The organism is Rahnella contaminans (genome assembly GCF_011065485.1).
In the GTDB taxonomy this organism is placed as follows: domain Bacteria; phylum Pseudomonadota; class Gammaproteobacteria; order Enterobacterales; family Enterobacteriaceae; genus Rahnella; species Rahnella contaminans.
In genome coordinates this window covers 536,886-554,389 of sequence record NZ_JAADJS010000003.1, presented here as the reverse complement: position 1 = coordinate 554,389, position 17,504 = coordinate 536,886, and the positions used below count along the sequence as shown (strand labels likewise).

Annotated in this window: 15 protein-coding genes and 1 pseudogene; 7 read left to right on the top strand and 9 right to left on the bottom strand. The window is 50.2% G+C overall.

Translation table 11 applies throughout. From position 1 onward, the window contains the following. Positions 1-12 precede the first annotated feature (12 nt). Positions 13-1,185, bottom strand: a complete 1,173-nt coding sequence (locus GW579_RS17155; protein ID WP_165060596.1) for an efflux RND transporter periplasmic adaptor subunit — start codon at positions 1,183-1,185, stop codon at positions 13-15. 411 nt (positions 1,186-1,596) lie between these two features. Here GW579_RS17155 and GW579_RS17150 point away from each other — a divergent pair, with 411 nt between their 5' ends. Beyond that, the gene (locus GW579_RS17150) at positions 1,597-1,953 is read left to right on the top strand and encodes a helix-turn-helix domain-containing protein (protein ID WP_095925761.1); all 357 of its coding nucleotides are present in this window, start codon (positions 1,597-1,599) and stop codon (positions 1,951-1,953) included. A gap of 185 nt (positions 1,954-2,138) precedes the next feature. Here the strand turns inward: GW579_RS17150 and GW579_RS17145 are convergent. Further along, a pseudogene (locus GW579_RS17145) lies at positions 2,139-5,125 on the bottom strand (Tn3 family transposase). Positions 5,126-5,292: 167 nt separating this feature from the next. Between GW579_RS17145 and GW579_RS17140 the strand changes: the two are divergent. Then, entirely contained in the window at positions 5,293-5,940 is a 648-nt protein-coding gene (locus tag GW579_RS17140) for a recombinase family protein (protein WP_165060475.1), read from the top strand. Positions 5,941-6,055: 115 nt separating this feature from the next. On the opposite strand, the gene GW579_RS17135 is transcribed toward GW579_RS17140, so the two are convergent. Next, positions 6,056-7,492 carry a cation:proton antiporter gene (locus GW579_RS17135; RefSeq protein ID WP_165060472.1) on the bottom strand — a complete coding sequence of 479 codons (1,437 nt, stop codon included), beginning with the start codon at positions 7,490-7,492 and terminating at the stop codon, positions 6,056-6,058. A gap of 185 nt (positions 7,493-7,677) precedes the next feature. Between GW579_RS17135 and GW579_RS17130 the strand changes: the two genes are divergently transcribed. Further along, positions 7,678-8,028 (top strand): LysR substrate-binding domain-containing protein, encoded by a 351-nt coding sequence (locus GW579_RS17130; RefSeq protein WP_338105858.1) that lies wholly within the window; start codon positions 7,678-7,680, stop codon positions 8,026-8,028. Positions 8,029-8,072: 44 nt separating this feature from the next. Here GW579_RS17130 and GW579_RS17125 read toward each other — a convergent pair whose 3' ends face one another. The 4 genes from GW579_RS17125 to GW579_RS17110 form a co-directional block, all read right to left on the bottom strand. After that, entirely contained in the window at positions 8,073-8,957 is an 885-nt protein-coding gene (locus GW579_RS17125) for an aldo/keto reductase (RefSeq protein WP_054888140.1), read from the bottom strand. A gap of 73 nt (positions 8,958-9,030) precedes the next feature. Further along, on the bottom strand, positions 9,031-9,342 hold the full coding sequence (locus GW579_RS17120; RefSeq protein WP_054888141.1) for a putative quinol monooxygenase: 312 nt from the start codon (positions 9,340-9,342) through the stop codon (positions 9,031-9,033). Between the two features lie 10 nt (positions 9,343-9,352). After that, positions 9,353-10,126: an SDR family NAD(P)-dependent oxidoreductase gene (locus tag GW579_RS17115; RefSeq protein ID WP_054888142.1), complete on the bottom strand. Its 774-nt coding sequence runs from the start codon at positions 10,124-10,126 to the stop codon at positions 9,353-9,355. Between the two features lie 70 nt (positions 10,127-10,196). Then, positions 10,197-11,177: an aldo/keto reductase gene (locus tag GW579_RS17110; RefSeq protein ID WP_054888143.1), complete on the bottom strand. Its 981-nt coding sequence runs from the start codon at positions 11,175-11,177 to the stop codon at positions 10,197-10,199. A 132-nt stretch (positions 11,178-11,309) separates the two neighbouring features. On the opposite strand from GW579_RS17110, the gene GW579_RS17105 reads away from it, so the two are divergent. The 3 genes from GW579_RS17105 (at position 11,310) to GW579_RS17095 (ending at position 14,025) form a co-directional block, all read left to right on the top strand. Continuing rightward, positions 11,310-12,206 (top strand): LysR family transcriptional regulator, encoded by an 897-nt coding sequence (locus tag GW579_RS17105; RefSeq protein ID WP_054888144.1) that lies wholly within the window; start codon positions 11,310-11,312, stop codon positions 12,204-12,206. A 360-nt stretch (positions 12,207-12,566) separates the two neighbouring features. Continuing rightward, positions 12,567-13,328, top strand: coding sequence for a 2-dehydro-3-deoxy-D-gluconate 5-dehydrogenase KduD (gene kduD, locus GW579_RS17100; protein WP_152328057.1), 762 nt, complete (start codon positions 12,567-12,569; stop codon positions 13,326-13,328). Positions 13,329-13,386: 58 nt separating this feature from the next. Then, complete coding sequence (locus tag GW579_RS17095; RefSeq protein ID WP_120508856.1) at positions 13,387-14,025, top strand: RpiB/LacA/LacB family sugar-phosphate isomerase; 639 nt, start codon at positions 13,387-13,389, stop codon at positions 14,023-14,025. Positions 14,026-14,131: 106 nt separating this feature from the next. Here the strand turns inward: GW579_RS17095 and GW579_RS17090 are convergent, their stop codons facing one another. Next, entirely contained in the window at positions 14,132-14,452 is a 321-nt protein-coding gene (locus GW579_RS17090; protein ID WP_152328058.1) for a cupin domain-containing protein, read from the bottom strand. A gap of 6 nt (positions 14,453-14,458) precedes the next feature. Further along, a complete protein-coding gene (locus GW579_RS17085) occupies positions 14,459-15,640 on the bottom strand; it encodes an oligogalacturonate lyase family protein (RefSeq protein WP_165060469.1) in 1,182 nt (393 codons plus the stop codon). A gap of 293 nt (positions 15,641-15,933) precedes the next feature. On the opposite strand from GW579_RS17085, the gene proP reads away from it, so the two are divergent. Further along, positions 15,934-17,436, top strand: a complete 1,503-nt coding sequence (gene proP / locus GW579_RS17080) for a glycine betaine/L-proline transporter ProP (protein ID WP_152328060.1) — start codon at positions 15,934-15,936, stop codon at positions 17,434-17,436. Positions 17,437-17,504 lie beyond the last annotated feature (68 nt).

The following is a 17,504-nucleotide window of genomic DNA, read 5'->3' as shown; positions in this document are numbered from 1 at the left end:
CAGGATTCTCTTTTATTGAACTGCAGCGGGAGTAGGCGTCACGCTGTTGGCCGCCATAGCGACGGTTTTCGCGTTTACCGGCATTCCCGGCATAAAGACTTTTTGCACGCCGTCGATAATCACGCGATCACCGGCTTCAAGGCCTTTCTGAATGATGCGAAGTCCGCCGGACATCCGCCCGGGTTCCACATCACGACGCTGCGCCTTGCCGTCTTTATCCACCACGTAAACAAACTTGCGATCCTGATCGGTCAGCACGGCTTTATCGTCCACCAGCATGGCGTTGAACTGCGCGCTGCCCGGCAGTTGTACGCGGGCAAACAGGCCCGGCGTAAACGTGCGGTCGCGGTTATCAAGCAGGGCGCGCATACGGATAGTGCCGGTTCCGGAATTAAGCTGGTTATCGGTGAAATCGACCACGCCCTGATGGGGATAGCCATTTTCGCCAACCAGACCAACGTGAACCGGCAGGCGGTTTTGCGGGTTATTGCTGCGCTGGCCGTCTCGCGCCATCGCCTGATAACGCAGGAACGTGCCTTCATCAACGTCAAAATAGACATACACGGTATCGAGGGAAACCAGCGTCGTCAGTACGCTCGCGGTATCACCGGCTGTCACCAGATTACCGGTAGTGATCATGGCGCGGCTGGCGCGCCCGTCAATCGGCGAGGTTACGCGGGTGAAATCAAGATTGAGCTGCGCCATATCAAGCTGCGCCTGCGCGGCCAGAACATCTGACTGCGCCTGCGACGCGGCTGAACGGCGCTGCTCAGCGATTTCTTTAGAAACTGCCTGCGTGCCGATCAGCGCTTCGGTGCGCGCGGACTCGCTTCGGGCCAGACCGGCCTGATTGCGGGCGCGTACGAGTTCGGCCTGAGCCTGTTCCTGTGCAGCGCGATAAGTCCGGTCATCGATGGTGAATAACACCTGACCTTTTTTGACTTCCTGTCCTTCCTGATAATTCACTTTGTCGATGTAACCCGACACGCGCGGACGCAGCTGAACGCTCTGAACGGCTTCGACGCGGCCATTAAAGGCATCCCATTCGCTGATTTGCCTGATTAAAACATCTGCCGCGCTGACCTGCGGGGCAGGCGGAGCGGCATTTTGCGCCACACTGTTATCGCACCCGGCAAGCAGGGCAACAACCAGCGCAATCCCGGAAAGACGCAACGTCAAAGGCATGCCGCCGGAGCGGCCGCGTGCATTAACCTGTGATTTTTGCAGGTTCATCATTATTTTTATTTCCAGTGAAGTAAGTGCTGCCAGGCAATACACCGGCCTGTCCTCCGGGTAACGTCCTTTGCCTGATCTGACTTTTTTGGGGCTTATGCCGTTCATCAGCACAATTATGTATCAATGTCAGATACAGTTAGTTCGAGGGGATTGTAGGGATGCCGCTACTAAAGTGCAAGAAATACTGTTACACTTTCTGTGCTATTTTACAGAACGTTTACTTCGGGGAAGTGGACTATCCCGTAACGAGGAATTAAATGCAATAGTAAAACTTGCATTTAAGTCAAAACTGCGTCACTTTATAAAAAGACGAGCTGCCCCGGGGGGCGCCGAACAATAAAAAAGCCGGAGAGAAAGTCCATGAGAACCGAGGATTTCATTCACGACCTGATCGACTGGATCGATCACAACCTGGAAGAGCGTCTGGATATTAAAACCGTCGCCAAGCGGGCAGGGTATTCACGCTGGTATCTGCAACGGATGTTCAAAGAACACACCGGTTTGCCGATGGGTGAATATATTCGTGAGAAAAAACTGAAGAAGTCCGCCGATATGCTGGCAAGCAGTGGCGAACCTATTGTCAGCGTGGCGATTTCGCTGGGCTTTGATTCGCAACAGTCGTTTACGCGCAGTTTCAAGCGCCAGTTTGGACAAACACCGGGCGACTGGCGCCGGGGCCTGAGTCTGGCAACAGAATGTCAGGGATGTCTGCACTGAGTTTCCTCTCCGCTTTCTCTTCTCCCTGAGACGGCGTGTACCACTGGCCCGGCTTTCGTCGGGCAGTGAATTTTCTACCCAATCTTTTATTCCAATCCCATTAAAACTCCACGCTCACCGATCCGGCAGGCTTTCTGCTGCACATTCTTCACGGGCTCCGTTTGGGAAACGGAAAATATTGTACGTTAAGGTTGTTTTTTGTACTGACTGACATCAACTGGTCGCAAAGGACGATACTTCCCTTCAGCCAGTTTTTTATTGTTTCGCCAGATGTAATCTCCCGTCAGATTAATGTGCTCCCAGCCCAGCGGAGACAAGTGTGACAGCAATTGGCCATTGAGTTGTAGCCCCTTCTTTTTCAGCTGGTTAATGGCGTTTTCCATATATACGGTATTCCACAATGTGATCGCGGCGGTGATCAGCGTAAGGCCACTGGCGCGGTAACTCTGGTTTTCCAGACCACGATCCCTTATTTCACCCAGACGATGCATGAAGATGGCTCTGGCAAGGGCATTGCGGGCTTCTCCTTTGTTCAGACCGGCCTGAACCCGGCGTCGCAATGCAGGATCACGGAACCAGTCCAGCATAAACAGTGTTCGCTCAATGCGGCCGACTTCCCTCAGCGCTTTAGCAAGCCCATTCTGCTTAGGATAGCTGGCCAGCTTTTTCAGCATCAGAGAAGCGGTCACCGTTCCCTGCTTTATTGAGGTCGCCAGCCTCAGAATTTCATTCCAATGGGTTTCTATCTCTCTGATATTCAGCGGAGTTGTGGAAATAATTGACTGAAGAGCAGGATATTTATCAGCCTTCCCCTGAATAAACAACCGCTTGTCATGAAGATCCCGGATCCTTGGTGCAAAAGCGAATCCCAGCAGATGCATCAGCGCAAAAACATGTTCCGTGAAACCTGCCGTATCGGTGTAATGCTCCGTGATTTCAAGATCACTTTCGTGATATAGCAGGCCATCAAGTACGTGGGTGGAGTCACGAACACGGCTGATGACTTTGGTGTAAAACGGACTGTACTGGTCAGAAATGTGCGTATAAAACTGTACTCCCGGCTCCTGACCGTACTTCAGATTGACCTGACCGGCATAGCGACCATGGCTGCCAACCCGAAAATTCTGGCCGTCAGAAGATGAAGTTGAACCGTCTCCCCATAATGCCGCCAGCGGGCGTGACTTCTGGGCATTAACCAGTTCAGCCAGTGCAGCAGAGTACGTTTCATCGCGGATATACCATGCCTGCATGTTTTCCAGCGAAGCTCGCGTGGTTCCCGGACAGGACTCTGCCATTTTGGTCAGCCCCAGATTGATGCCGTCGGCCAGGATGGTGGTAAGTAGCAAACGGTTATCCTGCGGGCGGGTAAGCGGGTTCTTTAGATGGGTAAAATGTCGCGTAAAGGTTGTCCATTGCTCAACTTCATCCAGTATTTCTGTAATTTTTGGGTGTGGCAACATGTTGTAAATCAGGTCGGCCAGTGGTGATATTGTGGAAGGAACGCTGTTATCCAGCGGGGTGATCTTCAGACCTTTATCTGAAATACCCACATCGGGAAGATCCCCGGTAACGGCCATTGCGTTAACTTCCTCCAGGCGGGAGGCCAGCAGCGTCAGCCTTGCCTTAAGGTAAGCTTCGCAATCGGTTTCGACAGATATATTTAACTGATTATTATTTAATAACTTTTCGAAATCGAATCCTGGCATAAGATAGTCATCGAAGTTTTTGTAGCGCCGGGAACCCCGGACCCAGATATCACCGGCCCGTAGCGCTCCCTTCAGCTCGTTCATTGCGCAAATTTCATAGTATTGCCGGTCAATACCTGAGGGGTGATCACCATCTTTTTCCAGCTCTCAGGAATGAAATCCAGTGACGCTGATGAGGGAATCTTTCTTAGCTGCTTACGATACATTTCACGGATAGTATCGAGGGCATCATTAAGAGATAAGGCGGCCGGAGTGGCCCTCAGTTGCAGTGCCGATAATAATCGGGACGAATATTTACGCAGCGTGCTGAATTTTTCGGTAATAAGATGAAGCGGTTCGAAATTATCCTTACGTGCAAGGAGCCGGGTTTCCTCCAGGCTGGCGGCAAAATCTTCCCACGATAATATCTGTTCAACAGCATACAGAGGATCTTCGCCTGCGTTGCGTGCATCAAGGATCGACTGTCCGACGGAAACATACTGGCGTAATTTCTGCTGTATCAGCTTACCTGTTTTCTGGAGGCGTTCGGCTTGCTGACGTTTTGCCCGGCTGAACATACTGCGCAGTATACGTTCATGCAGTTCTATAATTTCATCAATGATTGTGGCTCTGGCCTCAGTCAGTACACAGACCATCGTTGAATATCGACGAACAGGGGAAAAATCAGCTAAATCCCGGCTGCTCATTTTGCGGCCTTCCCGCGCCAGTTTCAGCAGTCGATTCTGGTGAACGGTTCTCTCCACGCCTTCCGGTAGCGCCAATGCTTCAATGGCGTTAAGGCGGTCTATATGTTGCAGGACATTCTTTCCATTGATCTTCCCCGGAGGCTGAAGCAACCACGTCAAACGAGAAATTTGTTTTTCGGCTGTTACTAGTAGCGCATCAAGGGCTGATTTATGCGTGGCGTTAAGGTGCTCATTCAGCGTGATATAAACCACTTTATCACCCAGAGTCATCGCTTCAGCACAGGTGCGTTCCACAACATCAATACCAGGAACAATAATTCGCCGCTGATGCAGGTACTTCAGTAATTCCTCTGCGATAAGCATGCCCCGATCTGTCCTGGTGGCCTTAGGGAGCAGATACTGGACACATTCTTTCTGAAGCTCCCCATTAAAGGCCTTCAGTTCCAGATAACGATAAAGTTCTCCCAGGTGCTCACGCCGGGTTGTATCTCGGCCGGAAATATATTCCTGCCAAAGTTCTGCTGAAAGTTTAAGGCGGGTACCGATGACTCTGACTAATTCTGCCGATGGGGGCGATTTTTTATCCGGAGCAAACCCGATATTTTTCAGATAACAGAGAAGAACGGCAAAACCAAACCGGCTGGCGGGTTTACGGTGAGCATTAATAAATGCCAGATCCTGCTCACTGAAATACGCCATCCGTGTCAGCGTTAACTCATCGTTCGGTAATGCCAGTAATGATTCTCTTTCCGACAGAGAAAGAATCTGCCTCCTTGCCATATAGTTTTCCTCGTAAATTATTCCATGCGGTATTTTTAACAAAGAGAGTTATCGCATAAGGGTACACCCTGACACCATAACCAAGACGTGACGGTACGCGATGAATGACATAACCTATATGCGATACTATTAATGCAATAACCTAAATGCGACAACACGGTGAAAAAATGTTCATCAGAGCTTATTTGAGGGCATCGACCGAAGATCAGTTCGCTGATCGGGCAAAAGAGATGCTGGAGCAGTTCGTCTTGGAGCGGGGACATAAAATAGCCAGTTACTACCGGGAGAATATCAGCGGTACAAAACTCGACCGCCCGGAGCTGGGGCGCTTACTTATGGACAGTCACCGCAATGATATTTTGCTGATCGAGCAGATAGATCGTCTGACACGCCTTAGCAACAGTGACTGGATGACGCTGAAAAAAAAGATCGAACAATATGAGCTGCGGATTGTCAGCCTGGATGTTCCTACCTCATGGCAGGCGTTGTCGGATAAAGACCCTTCGCAGGCGGACCCGATTACCCGCGCAGTAATAACCGCCATCAATAACATGATAATCGATCTGATGGCCGCAATGTCGCATAAGGACTGGCTGAGTCGCCGCCAGCGGCAGAAACAGGGGATTGAACGGGCGCATAATCTGGGTAAATATCGTGGTAAACAGGCTGATAAGGAGCGCCACCATAAAGTGCTGTACTACCGTCAGGTAAAAAAATTGAGTATCAGGGAAACTGCGGATGCAACGGGTTACAGTCCCTCTCAGATATGTAGAATCCAGGCTCTGCACCGGAAAAGCCAATCAGAAATAGAATAGTTGCATGACTACGCCACACAAGGGATAAAAATATAATATAATTCCCAGTTAGCGAGTTGCAATCCTGTTTTTAGACGCCCAAGATGAAATATCTTTACCCTGAGCGCCGCACTCATCACTTTCGATTGCTCAAATCCAGCCAGTCAATTTCCTGTTCTATTTTGCGGTATACCCCGTCACCAATTTTTTCACTTTTACGTAAATCATCGAGCGTCTCCCTGGCCAACAGAATATTTTTGTCAGGAGTCATACTTTTCGAATCAGAAATTGAAGGAGCATCAGTGCGCATTATTCCGAATACATAGGCTCTGGCCAGTTTAGTTTCCGCTTCTGATTGATCGTCGTAGGGTAAATTTAGCAAACGCAATAAAAGCCTGAGTGTTAGTCCCTGAAGCAACAACGTCCCAAGAACCACCACAAACGCGACAAGTAGGATGAAATTACGATATGGAAATCTATCAGGCAATGCGAGTGCTGCTGCCAGCGTAACAATCCCCCTCATACCTGACCAGCCGACAACAATCCCCTCTTTTAAGTCATCTCTTCCCAGGCTGACGCCGGGTGCAGGGCGAATCAGGCCACGTACATATAAAAAGTGATACAAGAAGACCCAAAGAACGCGTACCAGTATTACGGCAGTGAGACTGATGAATGCTATTCCAACCCACTCAGGCCGGATCAAAGGGAGAATATCGCGAAGCTGCAATCCCACCAGTACAAAAGCTAAAATATTCAGTACAAAAGTCACCGTTTCCCAAGTCGCAAATGAAATAATCCTGACGCGGGCTGACATGGAAGATGACGGCGCTCTGGCTGCAGTCAGACCGTAGCAAACCACAGTAATAACACCGGACAAATGAAGGTGTTCAGCGAGGACCCATACACCAAAAATTGTGACAAATTGCAGAACGGTCGATGTAGCCGGGTCTTGAATTTGTTGCAGTAAACGAACAATAACTTTGGCTAAAATCCAACCGGCACACACACTCCCGACGGCTACAAGCAGAAAGGCCGTCAGTGCATCCGCCACATGAAATGAACCGGTGACCAGGGTCTGTACCGCGAGTCCATAAATTAATAACGAAGAAGCATCATTAAAGAGACTCTCACCCTCCAGAATGACTTTGATTCTGTGCGGTAATTCAATCTGCCTCATTACAGCGATTGCGGCTACGGCATCAGTCGGAGCAAGTAAAGCTCCAAGAGCTATAGCCGCTGCCCAGGGCATGTCAGGGAAAAAAGCCTTTGCGATAAATGTTACAGCAATACACGTCAATCCTACTGCAACAACGACCAGAGAGAGTATCGGGAGCTTATTTCGTCGCAGGTCGCGAAACGAAATATCATGAGCGGCATCCAGCAGAACCGGCGCTACCAGTAAAGCCAGGATTAACTCACTTGAAAGACTGAAAACGGGGATCCCGGGAATAACAGCAATCGCGGCTCCCAATAAAGCCAGAAAAACCGGATAGGGAACTTTTAACCTTCCGGCGGCTAATGAAAGTAAGGCTGCTCCCAGCAACAAAACGAGGATAATTTCAAAATTCTGCATGAGTAGTTTCTTCCTGAAAATACGTACTATTATTAATTATCTATATCTGACGTAAAAATTCACGGCTTGCGGTGTGAGTTTCCATTGACCGTTAGTTTTTTAGGTAAGTTATGACCGGTTCAGAACGTCGGAAATAATGGACAGTATTGTCTTGCCTGGTTCGCGGGAAAATTCCGGCGCGAGTTGTGCAGCAACTGTTAATACCGATGTTTGTACTGCCCCAGCCTGGCTTGCCTGCACAAGCGAAGCTGACTCTGTGCGTGAAGAACGGCTGCCAATACAGTCAACGACTACATGAACCTGGCCAACTGACATTTAATACATTGCCGCAGCTGTTGGCTGCGGTGAAAGAAGGACATGGTCTTTGCTTTGTCCCTGAGGATGTTATCCAGGCGGATGTAGATGACGGGCATCTTGTTAAAGTACTGGAAGACTGGAGTCCGACATTTCCGGGATATCATCTTTACTATCCCAGCCAACGGCAACTCTCCGCCGGTTTTCAGGTGATTGTCGACTGCCTCCGTCACTCCCAGTAAATAAAAAAGGCGCAATTACGCGCCCGTGTCATTGAAGACATATATCAGTCCGGTATTTTGAAACCATAGGTGGCCAGATCCAATGAATCGGGGTCCGGACCACCACGAACGCCAGTTTCAAGTGCATCAATCGCTGCGATTTCATCGGATGAGAGTCTGAAATCAAACACGTCGAAGTTTTCGGTAATCCGGTGCGGTTTAACGGATTTTGGAATGGCGGAGAAACCGTGATCCAGATGCCAGCGAAGAATAACCTGTGCTGGCGTTTTCGAATATTTCTTCGCAATGTCAGTGATCACCTTATCTTCGAAAGGATTTTTCTCTGCATTGTTGTAGGTATAAGAACCTCCCAGCGGGGACCAGCATTGCGTGAGAATACCGTAACGGTCGTTAGCCGTACGCCATTCAGCCTGTGAATAATACGGATGAACCTGGATCTGATTAACAGCGGGGATGACGTCGGTTTCGGCAATCAGCCTGTCTAGCTCAGATGGCGTGAGATTTGATACCCCAATAGCACGCACTCGTCCTTCAGTCAGCAACTTTTCAGCCGCTTTATAAGCCTGAATGGTCTTATCAAACTCTGACGCCAGAGGCTGATGGAGTAACCAGAGATCCAGTTGCTCAATACCCAATTTATTCAGGCTGACATCGAAGGCGCGCAGCGCGGGTTCGTAACCGTAGTTAGTGATCCATAACTTGGTTTCGATAAAAATATCCGCGCGGTTAACGTCCGACTGTCGGATCCCCTCTCCGACTTCACGTTCATTAAAATAGGCTGCGGCTGTATCGATCAAACGGTAACCGGCATTCAACGCCGTCTTCACCGCTTCTGTGGTTTCTTCAGGCTTGGACTGGAAGACACCCAATCCGAGTGCAGGCATTTTCACGCCGTTATTCAACGTAATATAAGGATTTTTACCGTTCATATGAGTACCGTTTATCGTTGTATTGATGGCATACGTGATGCCATCAACAGTAATAAAGATGAGGTGATTTTAATCAGTCGCTGACGCGGGTACTGAGGCTGATAGAGGGTCCATAGGTGAGCAGCGGCTTCAGCTCCATCATGACTTCTGCGACATGCGGGTTTTCGGCATGGCTGGTTACCGCGTCCTGGTTGACCCAACCGTCAATGATATAAAACGTGTCGGGCTCATCGATTTTTTGATAGAGATCGTAATACAGGCAACCTGCTTCCAGGCGTGCTGGCTCAACAAATTTAAGAACAAGTTCTTTAACGTGTTCACGATCCTCAGGCTTGCATCGCAGTTCACAGATGATGTGACGTTCTTCTGATTTTATTTTCTGCATTCCCATATCCTCAATTTTTACCTGCATAAACACGCGTCATCCCACCATCGACAATCAGGTCAATACCGCGGATGTATGTGCTTGAATCGGACACGAGGAAGATCAGCGCATCAGCGATATCTTCCGCAGTGCCCACGCGTCCGGCCGGAATTTCTGTCGAAACACGCTCTGCGTAAGAGGCAATATCGCTATCACTCATTTTTTGTTCGTTGCTGTAACCTTCGGTCGGCACCACACCCGGGCTTATTGTGTTGACCCGAATATTGCGACCTTTAAGATCCGTGGTCCAGCTGCGAGCCAGAGAACGTACGGCCGCTTTGGTCGCAGCATAAACAGCAAATCCAGGTAGTCCCATATCTGCTGTAATCGACGCATTTAGAACCACAGAAGAACCGTCACGCAACACGTCCAGCATGCTCTGCATAGTTAGTACAACACCTTTAATGTTGGTACTCAGTTCACTGTCGATCTGTTCTTCAGTCAGTTGTTCAAGCGGCGTGGCGTGACCACCGCCCGCATTAGCAAACAGAATGTCGAGATGTCCTTGCTCAGTTTTAATGGTTGCGGCCGCCCGCAACATGTCTTCTTTACTCGAGACATCAGCGCGTATCGCTCTCGCTGAAGTGCCCAATTTGCTTATTGCATCGTCCAGTACATTTTGGCGGCGGCCAGTGATATAGACTGTAGCGCCGTGTTCAATCAGCCGTTTAGCCGCACCGAAACCCAGCCCGGTTGTTCCGCCAGTGACCAGTGCGATACGGCCTTTAAGAGATTGAGTCGTCATGATGTTGTCCTCTCAAACATGAATATGGGATCTGACCGGCGACATCCTGCCGCCGGTGAAAAAGCGAGGCTTAGCGGTTGATGGATTTCATCATTGCAGCGGTATAGCGTTCGCCCTGAACGGGAACTTTTGCCAATACGTCAGCAATTTCCTGCAAATCGGCACTGGTGAGTTCAACCGTTGCCCCGCCAACGTTTTCTTCGAGGCGATGGAGTTTAGTTGTGCCAGGGATCGGTGCAATCCATGGTTTTTTGGCCAGTAACCAGGCCAGAGCGATCTGTGCCGGTGTGGCTTGTTTACGTTTGGCGACTTCCCCAATCAGCGTCACCAGATTGTGGTTAGCCTGACGGGCTTCATCAGCAAAACGCGGAAGACTATTTCGCACATCACCTTCGGCAAAGGCGGTATTGCCATCAATTTTTCCTGTCAGGAAGCCTTTACCCAGCGGGCTGAAAGGAATGAAGCCAATACCCAGTTCTTCCAGTGTTGGGATAATGACCTGCTCAGGCTCACGGGTGAACATTGAATATTCACTTTGCAGTGCAGAAAGTGGCTGAACAGAGTGTGCGTCACGGATAGCTTTGACCCCTGCTTCACACATCCCGAAGTATTTCACCTTCCCTTCTTGAATAAGGTCACGCACGGCACCGGCCACATCTTCCATTGGCACATTAGGATCAACACGGTGCTGGTAAAAGAGATCGATATAATCTGTTTTCAGACGTTTAAGGGACTGCTCAACCACGATGCGGATACGTTCAGGACGGCTGTCGAGGCCCGCCGCGGCGTTACCGTCCTTGAAACCAAATTTTGTCGCGATAACGATTTGGTCACGGAAAGGTGCTACTGCCTCACCCACCATTTCTTCATTGACCTGACCGTACGCCTCTGCGGTATCGAACAGCGTAACGCCACGTTCATAAGCTGCGCGGATAAGCTTGATGGCCTCAGCTTTGTCAGTTGCAGGGCCGTAACCAAAAGTCAGTCCCATACAACCCAGACCGATTGCCGATACTTCCAAACCACTGTTACCTAATTGTCGCTTCTGCATGTTGAGTCTCCTGTTTGTGGATTTGAACGCCTCACAAGCACTGCTTGATTAGGTGGCGTGTATTTACTTTAGGGGATGAAGCAGCATTACAGAAGTGGCATACTTAGATAACCGATATGAAGTGAATTCATAATGAACCATACAGACTTTAATCATCTTGCCGTTTTCATTACGGTCGCGCGCGAAAAAAGCTTCACCCGCGCCGCAGCACATCTGGGCGTTTCACAATCTGCAATCAGTCATAGCATTCGTGGTTTAGAAGAAAGGCTGGGGATCCGTCTATTGACCAGGACAACTCGGGGTGCGGTGCCAACAGAGGCAGGAGAGCGGCTTCTTGCGAATCTGGTTCCTTACTACGACGGAATTGAAACCGAGCTTGCGACTTTGGGAGAGCTACGGGAAAAACCGGGTGGCACGATACGCATCAGCTCTCATGACCACGCGGCAACCACGATCCTCTGGCCAAAACTCTCAAAACTGCTGAGGGAATACCCGGATATTACGCTTGAAATCAATGTTGACTATGGACTAATTGATATTGTCGCGGGGCGTTTCGATGCGGGTGTGCGCATCGGCGATCAAATTGCTAAGGACATGATTGCCATGCGAATTTCACCTGATTTCCGTATGGTGGTTGTCGGCTCTCCTGACTATTTTGCCCGATACCCTAAACCACAAACACCACACGATTTGACCTCACACAACTGCGCTAATCTACGGCTTTCAACACACGGCGGCCTGTTTGCCTGGGAGTTCACTAAAGAAGGGCAAGAATTACGGGTACAGGTTCCCGGTCAGATGATTTTCAATACCTCACCCCAGTTATTAACTGCAGCACTGGAGGGATATGGGCTGGCGTATGCCCCGGAAGATGTGGTGCAGAAAGATATAAGAGAAGGGAGACTGGTGGCGGTTCTTGAGGACTGGTCACCCATATTACCTGGCTACCACCTTTATTACCCGAGCAGAAGACAGGCATTACCTGCATTTAAACTGATATTGAATGCTTTAAAATTGAATCGAGTTTAATAAGAATCACGTGAAAATTGCTTTATATCCAGTCACATTGAAGGTGGTCGAAAGTGGTTTAATTTTAACCTAAACGTACAATATTTTCCGTTTCCCAAACGGAACCCTTCACTGAGTCCTTGACCCGTTTTGGGCATCAGCCAGTCTCCTCTTGTGCCTGCAATAGTCAGGACGTGATCAACCCAACAAAAATCAACATCAAAGTTCACATAAAATGAAATGATGTTTCAATTTGTTGAGTTGTGCGAATTTTGACGCTAAACTCGCTCCATTACTTCGGCGCCGGGCCGTGCCCGACATCATTCAAGACGTCCGACGGAATCGCGTATTCGCCTCCGTTTTATGAAAAAAGGAAACATCATGATTCTGGATAATTTCTCTTTGCAGGGAAAAGTGGCTGTTGTCACCGGCTGTGACACCGGATTGGGTCAGGGTATGGCCGTAGGTCTGGCAGAAGCGGGCTGTGACATCGTGGGGATCAACATTGTTGAACCGACTGAAACCATCGAACGCGTGGGCGCCACCGGCCGTCGCTTTCTGAGCCTGACCGCCGATCTGAGCGACACTAAAGTGATCCCGGCGCTGCTCGAACGTGCCGTCGCCGAAATGGGGCATCTGGATATTCTGGTCAACAACGCCGGGATTATCCGTCGTGAAGACGCCATCGAGTTCAGCGAAAAGAACTGGGATGACGTCATGAACCTGAACATCAAATCCGTCTTCTTCATGTCTCAGGCCGTTGCAAAACAGTTCATCGCGCAGGGTACCGGCGGGAAAATCATTAACATCGCGTCGATGCTTTCCTATCAGGGCGGCATCCGCGTGCCTTCTTATACCGCGTCAAAAAGCGCCGTGATGGGCGTGACCCGCCTGCTGGCAAACGAATGGGCGAAACACAATATCAACGTGAACGCCATCGCGCCGGGGTATATGGCGACCAATAACACCCAGCAACTTCGTGCCGACGAAGCGCGCAGCGAAGAAATTCTGGGCCGCATTCCGGCCGGTCGCTGGGGTTTACCGTCAGACCTGATGGGGCCGGTCGTTTTCCTGTCGTCTCCGGCCTCTGACTATATTAATGGCTACACTATTGCCGTCGATGGCGGCTGGCTGGCGCGTTAATCCCGCCACAATTCAACTTGCGCAGTGGAGAAATCCGCTGCCACAACGAGGAAATCTCATGAAAATTGCATTGATGATGGAAAACAGTCAGGCCGCTAAAAACGCGATCATTTTGAAAGAACTGAACGCTGTGGCTTCTGAAAAAGAGTATCCGGTCTACAACGTCGGCATGTCTGACGAACAGGATCATCACCTGACCTACATCCATCTGGGCATCATGGCCAGCATTTTGCTCAACTCCAAAGCGGTCGATTTTGTGGTCGCAGGCTGCGGCACCGGACAGGGCGCGCTGATGTCCCTGAACATCCATCCGGGTGTGAACTGTGGTTACTGTATTGATCCGGCGGATGCTTTCCTGTTCGCGCAAATCAACAACGGTAACGCGCTGTCCCTGCCATTTGCCAAAGGTTTTGGCTGGGGTGCAGAGCTTAACGTTCGTTTCATCTTCGAGAAAGCTTTTACCGGCGAGAAAGGTCAGGGTTATCCGGCAGATCGTAAAGAACCTCAGGTGCGCAACGCCGGTATCCTGAATCAGGTAAAAGCCGCCGTTGTGAAAGAAAACTATCTGGATACGCTGCGGGCCATTGATCCGGAACTGGTGAAAACCGCCGTCACCGGTGAACGTTTCCAGAAGTGCTTCTTTGAAAACTGCCAGAACAAAGAGATCGAAAACTTCGTACGTGAAATCCTCGCGTAATTTCAGTTTCTTTCAGGCGATAAAAAACCGGTGCTCAGTGAGTACCGGTTTTTTATTAGCAGTCATCTAACCCTAAATATTTGGAGACGGCTCAAAAGCTGGCGGTTTAGAGGAAATCCTGGCGCTGCGGCGTAAAGGTATCTAACAACACGCCTTTTTCCAGACATACACACCCGTGCATTATGTACGGTTTTTTATACAGCGTATCGCCTGCTGAAACCTCGTGCGTTTCCTCGCCGATGGTGAATTTAAAACGCCCCGACAGCACGTAGGTCAGCTGTTCATGCACATGATTATGCATCGGGCCGATGGCTCCGGTTTCAAATGAGACTTCCACCGCCATCATCGTGCCGCCATGCGCCAGAACGCGACGGCCCACGCCGTCGCCCAGATCCTGGAGTGGAATATCTTTCTTATAAATAAACATCGTCGTTTAGTCCTTGCGTAATGAACTGAGCAGGCAAGCCGGGATTTCGGCCAGATACAGCGCCGGAAGCCCTTCGTGATCGGTAGTAAACAGCACATGACGATCGTCCGGCGAGAAAGAAGGGTGCGGATGCGTTACCTGACGATCGCCATCGAGCACTCGCCAGGAACTGTTATGTGCCGCAAGGGGTGCGTACCGGCGGGACACGGCATCAAAAATATACAGCCACGGGTCGTTATCAATCGTATGGCTGGCGATATCCTGCACATCCACCGGCGTGCCGGATCCGTCGCCCACCAGCAACGATCCGGTTTCGTTACTCATCAGATGCGAACAGGCCGGCATCGTCATCAGGGAAATATCTTCCCCGGTTTGCGGATCAAACCGGCGGATATGGCGGTCGTGCTGGCCTTTGAGGTAGGACACGTACATCAGCGCCGATCCATCCGGCACCCAGAATTCATGGGTGCAGCTTTCACCTGGCGCATGTTCCTTCACCTTACGCACATTGCTGCCATCTTCGTTTACCAGCCACATGCGCGCATCGACCAGATCGTGCGGGCCTTCGTGGCAGAATGCGACGGTATTATCATCAAACGGACGATAAATCGGGTGACCCAGCCATTCGTTTCTCTCGTGGATGACACGGGATTTTCCGCTGAGCAAATCGACACCCAGCAGGCGGCAATGCGGATTGCTGTGATAAAACGTCTGGAAAATGGACCAGTCGGTGAGCGGCGTCCAGTCCTTGCGGCTGATTTCAATGCCGACCAGACGGGTACATTCACTGTTTGCCACCCATGTTCCGTACCCCACCCACTCTTCAGGCACCCGATAAACTGTCCGCTCGCTGAAATCTTTCAGCGTGACGCATTGCAGGCTGCGCTCATTCTTCACGTAATACAGCGACTGATCGTCGGGTGAAAGAAAACCACCGAACGTGTTATCGCCTGCACCTTCCGTCAGCTGAACCGCTTTTTGTGTGGTGAGATCCAGCAGATAATAGTTGCGGTTACCGTCGAACTCCCCGGCGAAAAGCAGCTTATTGCCATCACGCGTAAAACACTTTTGATAGAAATAATTGCGATGACACAGAACGTCGTGAGGCGTTAAACGCGTCACACGGGTACCGGTCTGAGGATCCTGAACGGTGTGGAAATTGAATTGAATCTGAGAACCTTTAGCCATGATTCACCCCATCAGTAGCATGAAATTAGCCGCTGTTCTGGCTTCCTTTTCATTAATTAAAATGCAGTTTCATTAATTTGAAAACACATTACCATCTGGCAGGGTAAAACGGGGGCAGGGGAAAACAAAAGTGTAAAGCTGATCACAAAATGGCCGCCTTTTGCCTCAGCGGAAAACCACTCTATAATGATATGGCTTGCTGAATAATTATTGATACCTGAAATAGTTAAAGGGTACGAACAAAAATATCTCACGCTGACACAGTGGAGTATTTTGGAAAAGGGATGTAAAAGATGAGATTAAGAAAGAAACGCGTTAAACCGATGCAAATCAATGACATTACTATCATTGACGACAAAAAACTGAAGAAAGCCATTACTGCCGCCGCGCTGGGCAACGCGATGGAATGGTTTGATTTCGGTGTGTATGGCTTTGTGGCCTTCGCTTTAGGTCAGGTGTTTTTCCCGGGTGCCGATCCCGGCATTCAGATGATTGCAGCACTGGCAACCTTCTCGGTTCCCTTCCTCGTCAGACCTCTGGGCGGTCTGTTCTTCGGCGCACTGGGCGACAAATTTGGCCGCCAGAAAGTGTTATCCGTCACCATTATCATCATGTCCGTCAGTACCTTCTGTATCGGTCTGATACCCGGCTATGCCACCATCGGCATATGGGCGCCAATATTGCTTTTACTGGCGAAACTGGCACAAGGCTTCTCCGTCGGCGGTGAATACACCGGGGCGGCGATTTTTGTTGCGGAATACTCTCCGGACAGAAAACGTGGCTTCCTCGGCAGCTGGCTTGATTTCGGTTCCATCGCCGGGTTTATTCTCGGTGCGGGCGTCGTGGTGTTGATCTCCAGTATCGTCGGTGACGCGAACTTCCTCGAGTGGGGCTGGCGTATTCCGTTCTTCATCGCCGCACCACTGGGCCTGATCGGGATTTACCTGCGCCATGCGCTGGAAGAAACCCCGACATTCCAGCAGCACGTGGATAAAATCGACAGCGACTCACGCAAAGATATTGCCGAGCCGCCGAAAGTCTCTTTCCGCGAAATCCTCACCAAACAGTGGAGACCGCTAATTATCTGCGTCGGCATGGTGATCGCCACCAACGTCACCTATTACATGTTGCTGACGTACATGCCAAGTTATCTGTCTCACAGCCTGCATTATTCTGAAGACCACGGCGTGTTGATTATCATCGCCATCATGGTCGGTATGCTGTTTGTGCAGCCGTTTATGGGGATGTTGAGCGACCGTTTCGGGCGCAAACCCTTCGTCATTATCGGCAGCATCGGCCTGTTCATTCTGGCAATTCCGTGCTTCATTCTGATTAACAGTGATGTGATCGGCCTGATTTTCCTCGGGTTACTCATTCTGGCGGTGCTGCTGAACTGCTTCATCGGCGTGATGGCTTCCACCTTACCGGCGATGTTCCCGACGCACATCCGTTACAGCGCGCTGGCCATTGCGTTTAACGTCTCCGTGCTGATTGCCGGCCTGACACCAACCATCGTGGCGTGGCTGGTGGAAGCGACCAACAACCTGTACATGCCTGCGTACTATCTGATGGTCATTTCCGTCATTGGCCTGGTGACCGGTATCTTCATGAAAGAAACCGCGAACCGTCCGCTGAAAGGCGCAACGCCAGCCGCGTCTGACCGCGCAGAAGCCCGTGAAATCCTTCAGGAGCATCACGACAATATCGAACATAAAATTGAAGATATTGATGCGCAGATTGCTGAACTCGAAGCCAAAAGAAAGAACCTGATCGCGCAGCATCCTGAAATCAACTGATTCAGCGCTGACGCAAAACACAAGCCGGTCACCTCCTGACCGGCTTTTTTTTCGCCCTTTACCTCGCA

Excerpts from the sequence above, each read along its gene's own strand:
- GW579_RS17155 (WP_165060596.1), bottom strand. The coding sequence starts at position 1,185 with ATGCCTTTGACGTTGCGTCTTTCCGGGATTGCGCTGGTTGTTGCCCTG.
- GW579_RS17150 (WP_095925761.1), top strand. The coding sequence starts at position 1,597 with ATGAGAACCGAGGATTTCATTCACGACCTGATCGACTGGATCGATCAC.
- GW579_RS17140 (WP_165060475.1), top strand. The coding sequence starts at position 5,293 with ATGTTCATCAGAGCTTATTTGAGGGCATCGACCGAAGATCAGTTCGCT.
- GW579_RS17135 (WP_165060472.1), bottom strand. The coding sequence starts at position 7,492 with ATGCAGAATTTTGAAATTATCCTCGTTTTGTTGCTGGGAGCAGCCTTA.
- GW579_RS17125 (WP_054888140.1), bottom strand. The coding sequence starts at position 8,957 with ATGAACGGTAAAAATCCTTATATTACGTTGAATAACGGCGTGAAAATG.
- GW579_RS17120 (WP_054888141.1), bottom strand. The coding sequence starts at position 9,342 with ATGCAGAAAATAAAATCAGAAGAACGTCACATCATCTGTGAACTGCGA.
- GW579_RS17115 (WP_054888142.1), bottom strand. The coding sequence starts at position 10,126 with ATGACGACTCAATCTCTTAAAGGCCGTATCGCACTGGTCACTGGCGGA.
- GW579_RS17110 (WP_054888143.1), bottom strand. The coding sequence starts at position 11,177 with ATGCAGAAGCGACAATTAGGTAACAGTGGTTTGGAAGTATCGGCAATC.
- GW579_RS17105 (WP_054888144.1), top strand. The coding sequence starts at position 11,310 with ATGAACCATACAGACTTTAATCATCTTGCCGTTTTCATTACGGTCGCG.
- kduD (WP_152328057.1), top strand. The coding sequence starts at position 12,567 with ATGATTCTGGATAATTTCTCTTTGCAGGGAAAAGTGGCTGTTGTCACC.
- GW579_RS17095 (WP_120508856.1), top strand. The coding sequence starts at position 13,387 with ATGAAAATTGCATTGATGATGGAAAACAGTCAGGCCGCTAAAAACGCG.
- GW579_RS17090 (WP_152328058.1), bottom strand. The coding sequence starts at position 14,452 with ATGTTTATTTATAAGAAAGATATTCCACTCCAGGATCTGGGCGACGGC.
- GW579_RS17085 (WP_165060469.1), bottom strand. The coding sequence starts at position 15,640 with ATGGCTAAAGGTTCTCAGATTCAATTCAATTTCCACACCGTTCAGGAT.
- proP (WP_152328060.1), top strand. The coding sequence starts at position 15,934 with ATGAGATTAAGAAAGAAACGCGTTAAACCGATGCAAATCAATGACATT.